This is a genomic window from Campylobacter concisus (genome assembly GCF_902460625.1).
Classification (GTDB): domain Bacteria; phylum Campylobacterota; class Campylobacteria; order Campylobacterales; family Campylobacteraceae; genus Campylobacter_A; species Campylobacter_A concisus_AD.
The window spans coordinates 1-4,353 of the sequence record NZ_CABPUT010000020.1 but is presented as its reverse complement, the minus strand read 5'-3'; the positions used below and the strand labels follow the sequence as shown (position 1 = coordinate 4,353).

General features: G+C 29.7%; 5 protein-coding genes. All 5 read left to right on the top strand.

The window, feature by feature from the left end; genetic code table 11:
- Window positions 1–476: asparagine synthase-related protein (locus F3G69_RS09100; protein WP_223155908.1), on the top strand; the 476-nt coding region annotated here is incomplete at its 5' end.
- Window positions 477–493: 17 nt separating this feature from the next.
- Window positions 494–1,573, top strand: coding sequence for a glycosyltransferase family protein (locus F3G69_RS09095; protein ID WP_149715050.1), 1,080 nt, complete (start codon window positions 494–496; stop codon window positions 1,571–1,573).
- A gap of 14 nt (window positions 1,574–1,587) precedes the next feature.
- Window positions 1,588–2,613 carry a glycosyltransferase family 4 protein gene (locus F3G69_RS09090; protein ID WP_107709849.1) on the top strand — a complete coding sequence of 342 codons (1,026 nt, stop codon included), beginning with the start codon at window positions 1,588–1,590 and terminating at the stop codon, window positions 2,611–2,613.
- A 1-nt stretch (window position 2,614) separates the two neighbouring features.
- Window positions 2,615–3,679, top strand: coding sequence for a non-hydrolyzing UDP-N-acetylglucosamine 2-epimerase (gene wecB, locus F3G69_RS09085; RefSeq protein WP_149715049.1), 1,065 nt, complete (start codon window positions 2,615–2,617; stop codon window positions 3,677–3,679).
- A partial coding sequence (locus F3G69_RS09080) for a glycosyltransferase family protein (protein WP_149715048.1) occupies window positions 3,672–4,353 on the top strand: 682 nt, incomplete at its 3' end. The genes wecB and F3G69_RS09080, both read left to right, overlap by 8 nt.

Here is a 4,353-nt window from a genome sequence, read left to right as displayed (position 1 = left end):
TGGGAAATTTGTCAAAAAAATATTTCAATATAGATGAGATGCAAAAATATGAAATTTTTACCACAAATTTACCAGCGCTTTTGAGATATGAGGATAAAAACTCAATGAGGCACTCTATCGAAACCAGACTCCCATTTGTAGATTATGTAAATTTAGAAAATTCTCTGAGCATAAATGCAAAATATAAAATTAAAGATGGTTGGAGTAAATATGTCTTAAGAAAGGTCATTGATAGCATTTTACCAAATGAAGTAGTTTGGCGAAAAAATAAATTTGGCTTCAATGCACCTGACAATATTTGGTTAAATAGCATCAAAGACAAAATGAAAGAGGATATATTAAGCTCTGATATTATTAAGTCTGTTGCCGATATGGAGCATTTAAAATTTAAGCTTAATAGCATGAACATACTCATAATGTGGCGTCTTTATTGTGTGAGTGTTTGGGAGAGAGTTTATGATGTTAAAGCAAAGTAGTATTATAAGATTATAGTATGAAAATATTGTATGTTGTTGATGAGAGTATACTTGCTGGTAGCCATTCTGGAGTTATAAAAAAAGTTAAGAGTCAAGTTTTATTTTGGCAGCAGCATGGTCATCAGGTTTGTTTTTTTTCAATTTTTGATAATGTGTTGTATGATAGCGACCTTAAAATAGTGACTAGTTTTAGGCAAGTCAATTTTAAAAAATTGGGCAAAATTGGATCATTGTTTAGGATTTATTTTTCTACTTATTTTTTAACGAAAGTGCATCATATTGTTAATTATGATTTGATTTATACTAGATATATTCTTTTTACTCCATTTTTCTACTATCTTGCGAAAAAGAAGCGTGTTATTATGGAGATAAATTCAAATGATGTAACAGAATATAAATCCAGATCACGTTTGACGCATTTATATAATTTGATAACCAGAAATATAATTTTAAAAAAAATATCGGCATTTGTTTTTGTAAGTCATGAATTATCAAATATTTTTAGCTATTTTGGTAAAAAAAGTATCGTTATAGCAAATGGAGCAGACGTAAAAAAATATCCCATTAAAAATAATACAAATACTAGGCCAAGATTAGTTTTTGTCGGTTCGGTTGGACAAAAGTGGCATGGTGTTGATAAGATAGTAGAAATGGCTAAAAATTTGACCAAATATGACTTTATGATAATTGGACAGGATGGTTGCAATACTGATAATTTAAGATATATGGGAAGGATGTCTAGCGACAGAGTGATCGATGAAATTGTAAAATGCGATGTCGGAATAGGCACATTGTCTATATATAGATATAAAAAAATGAGAGAAGCATCTCCTCTGAAAACAAGAGAATATTTATCTTGTGGACTTCCAATAATATATGCTTATGAGGATACAGATTTACAGGACATAGAAAAATTTGCCTTAAGAATGGATGAGGATAATATAGATTTAAGTAAGATAAAGGTATTTGTTGATAGCGTATTTAATAATAACAATATCAACATTCTTGCCAGAAAATTTGCTGAAGAAAATTTAGATATAAGAATTAAAGAACAAAAGAGACTGGAATTCTTTGAAGAAATTATGGGGGAACAGTGAATATAAAGAAAATAATGTTTGTAGCAGATGCTGGCTCAATACATACCAAAAAATGGGTAGACTATTTTATTGAATCTGGATATGATGTTTTTTTGGCAACTTTTTCCAAAACAAATATAACAAACTGTAAAAATATTTTTTTTCTTAGTAATAAAACTGTTGATAATAGAGGAGGTAACTATTATTATTTATTCTATATTTTTAAATTAGCTAAAATTTTCAATGAAATTAAGCCAAATATTATAAATGCTCACTTTAGCTACAGTATGGGTCTTGTTTCTTTCCTGGCTAAAAAAATTTCAAGGATAAAAGCATTATTTAGCGTTGTTTGCCATGGTGATGATATTTTAAATGAAAACATTTTTTTAAAAATTATTAATAAAACTATTTTGAAGAGAACGGACGCTATTTTTGCTGTATCAGACCAAATAAGGGATAAAATTTTATCTTTTGGCATAGATGCTAGTAGAGTATTTGTTGGTCAATATGGTATCGAAAAAGTATCTTTAAAATATAGCGAAAAAAGTATAGATATACTGTCAAATAGGGCATTTGTTCCAAATTCTAGAATAGAGGAAATGCTTGAATATTTAAAATATTTCAAAAATAGAAATTTAAAAATAGTTTTTGTTTTGCCCCATATAAGCGAAAATGATCTATTAAAATTAAAGCAAAATTATAGCTTTATTGATTTTTACAAGAATATGGATCATGGCAATTTGTTAAAAAAGATGGATAGGACAAAAATATATATAAGCAATACAAAATCAGATGGTACTTCTTTATCTCTAATGGAAGCTATGGCATGTGGTGCTATTCCAGTTGTATCCAATATTTTGTCGAATAGAAGTTGGATACTTGACGGAGTTAATGGTTTTTTGTTTAATGATGGCAATCAATTTATAGACTCTATAGAGAAAATTCTAAGCAACAACACTAATGACATGATGCTTATAAACCAAAATATTATAAACCAGAGAGGATTGTATGTGGAGCAGATGAAAAAGATAGAAAAATTTATTACTAAATGGTCGATATAAAATGAAGCTTCTGACAATTTTAGGCGCAAGACCACAGTTTATAAAAGCTGGATCGGTGAGCCGTGAAATATCCAAATTTGATAGTATCAAGGAAATTATAGTTCATACTGGACAGCACTATGATGCAAATATGAGCGATATATTTTTTGATGAGATGCAAATACCAAAGCCAAACTATTTTTTGGGTATTGGAGGTAAAACTCATGGTGCTATGACCGGACAGATGATGGAGAAAATAGAAGAGATAGCCATCAACGAAAAACCAGACATGATGATGGTCTATGGTGATACAAATTCGACATTGGCTGGTGCATTGATTGCTTCAAAGCTGCACGTAAAACTCGCTCATGTTGAAGCTGGGCTAAGAAGTTTTAATATGCAAATGCCCGAGGAGATCAATAGAATTTTGACGGATCGTGTGAGTCAAATTTTACTTTGCCCTACTGATACTGCAGTGCAAAATTTGAAAAATGAAGGTTTTGAAAAATTTGACTGCAAAATAATAAAAAGTGGCGATGTAATGCAAGATGGAGCAATATTTTATAAAAAGTTTGCAAAAAAGCCAAATTTGAATGTTGATAAAAAATTTATACTTTGCACTATACATAGGGCCGAAAATACAGATAATGAGGTTAGGCTTAAGGCCATTTTTGAAGCATTAAATGATATAGCTAAAAATATCCAAGTTGTCTTACCACTTCACCCAAGAACTAATAATATATTGCAAAATTTAAATGTAAATATTGAAAATCTTACCATTGTAGAGCCGGTCGGTTATTTAGAAATGACGTGGCTTATTGATAATTGCTTTTTTGTAATGACTGATAGCGGAGGACTTCAGAAAGAGGCGTTTTTCTTTAAAAAGCAGTGTATTACATTACGTGATGAAACGGAGTGGGTAGAGCTTGTAAAATGTAAGGCAAATGTTTTAGTGGGCGCAAATAAAGATAAAATTTTAGCTGCCTTTTCAACTATAAAAACTTTTGATGAAAATAATTTGGAATTAAATTTATATGGTAATGGTAAGGCAAGTGAGATAATGGTCAAAGAGATATTAAATGCCTAAAAGTGTTGTGTTTATTGGACATTATAATGGTGGCAAGGATGACTTTGATGCTAGACATTTTTTCTTTGCTAAAGAATTAGTGGAGCTTGGCTATAAAACAACGATAATCAATGCTGCTTTTTCTCACCGAATCCATGATGCAAAACTTATAGATGAGCAGTATATTTCGCACATTGATAGTGGAGTTAGATTTTTTAGTATAAAAACACCATTTTATAAAGGTAATGGACTTAGACGTATAGTAAATATGTTTGCATTTGTGTTAAATTTAATAAAATCTACAAAAAAACTATTAGTTGAAATAGGAAATATTGATGTTATTATAATGGCCTCTCCACATCCGTTTGCTATTTTTGCCGCAAAATTTATGGCAAAAAGAGCAAAAGCTAAACTAATAATTGATATTAAAGATATATGGCCATTATCTATTACAGAATTAACTAGTGCAAAAAAATATCATCCATTTGTGATGCTGACAAAACTAACGGAGATTTTTGCTTATAAGGCTCAAGACAAGGTTGTATCTCCTCTCAATAATATAAATGAATATTTTTATAACTCTGGTTTTAATATTCAAGCTGAGCATATTCCAACTGGACTTGACTTGGATTTTTATGAAAATATAAATCATAAAAATCTATCAATAAATATACCAAGTGATAAATTTATAGTTG

Coding starts and splice junctions, on each gene's coding strand:
- F3G69_RS09095 (WP_149715050.1), top strand. CDS start 494: ATGAAAATATTGTATGTTGTTGATGAGAGTATACTTGCTGGTAGCCAT.
- F3G69_RS09090 (WP_107709849.1), top strand. CDS start 1,588: ATGTTTGTAGCAGATGCTGGCTCAATACATACCAAAAAATGGGTAGAC.
- wecB (WP_149715049.1), top strand. CDS start 2,615: ATGAAGCTTCTGACAATTTTAGGCGCAAGACCACAGTTTATAAAAGCT.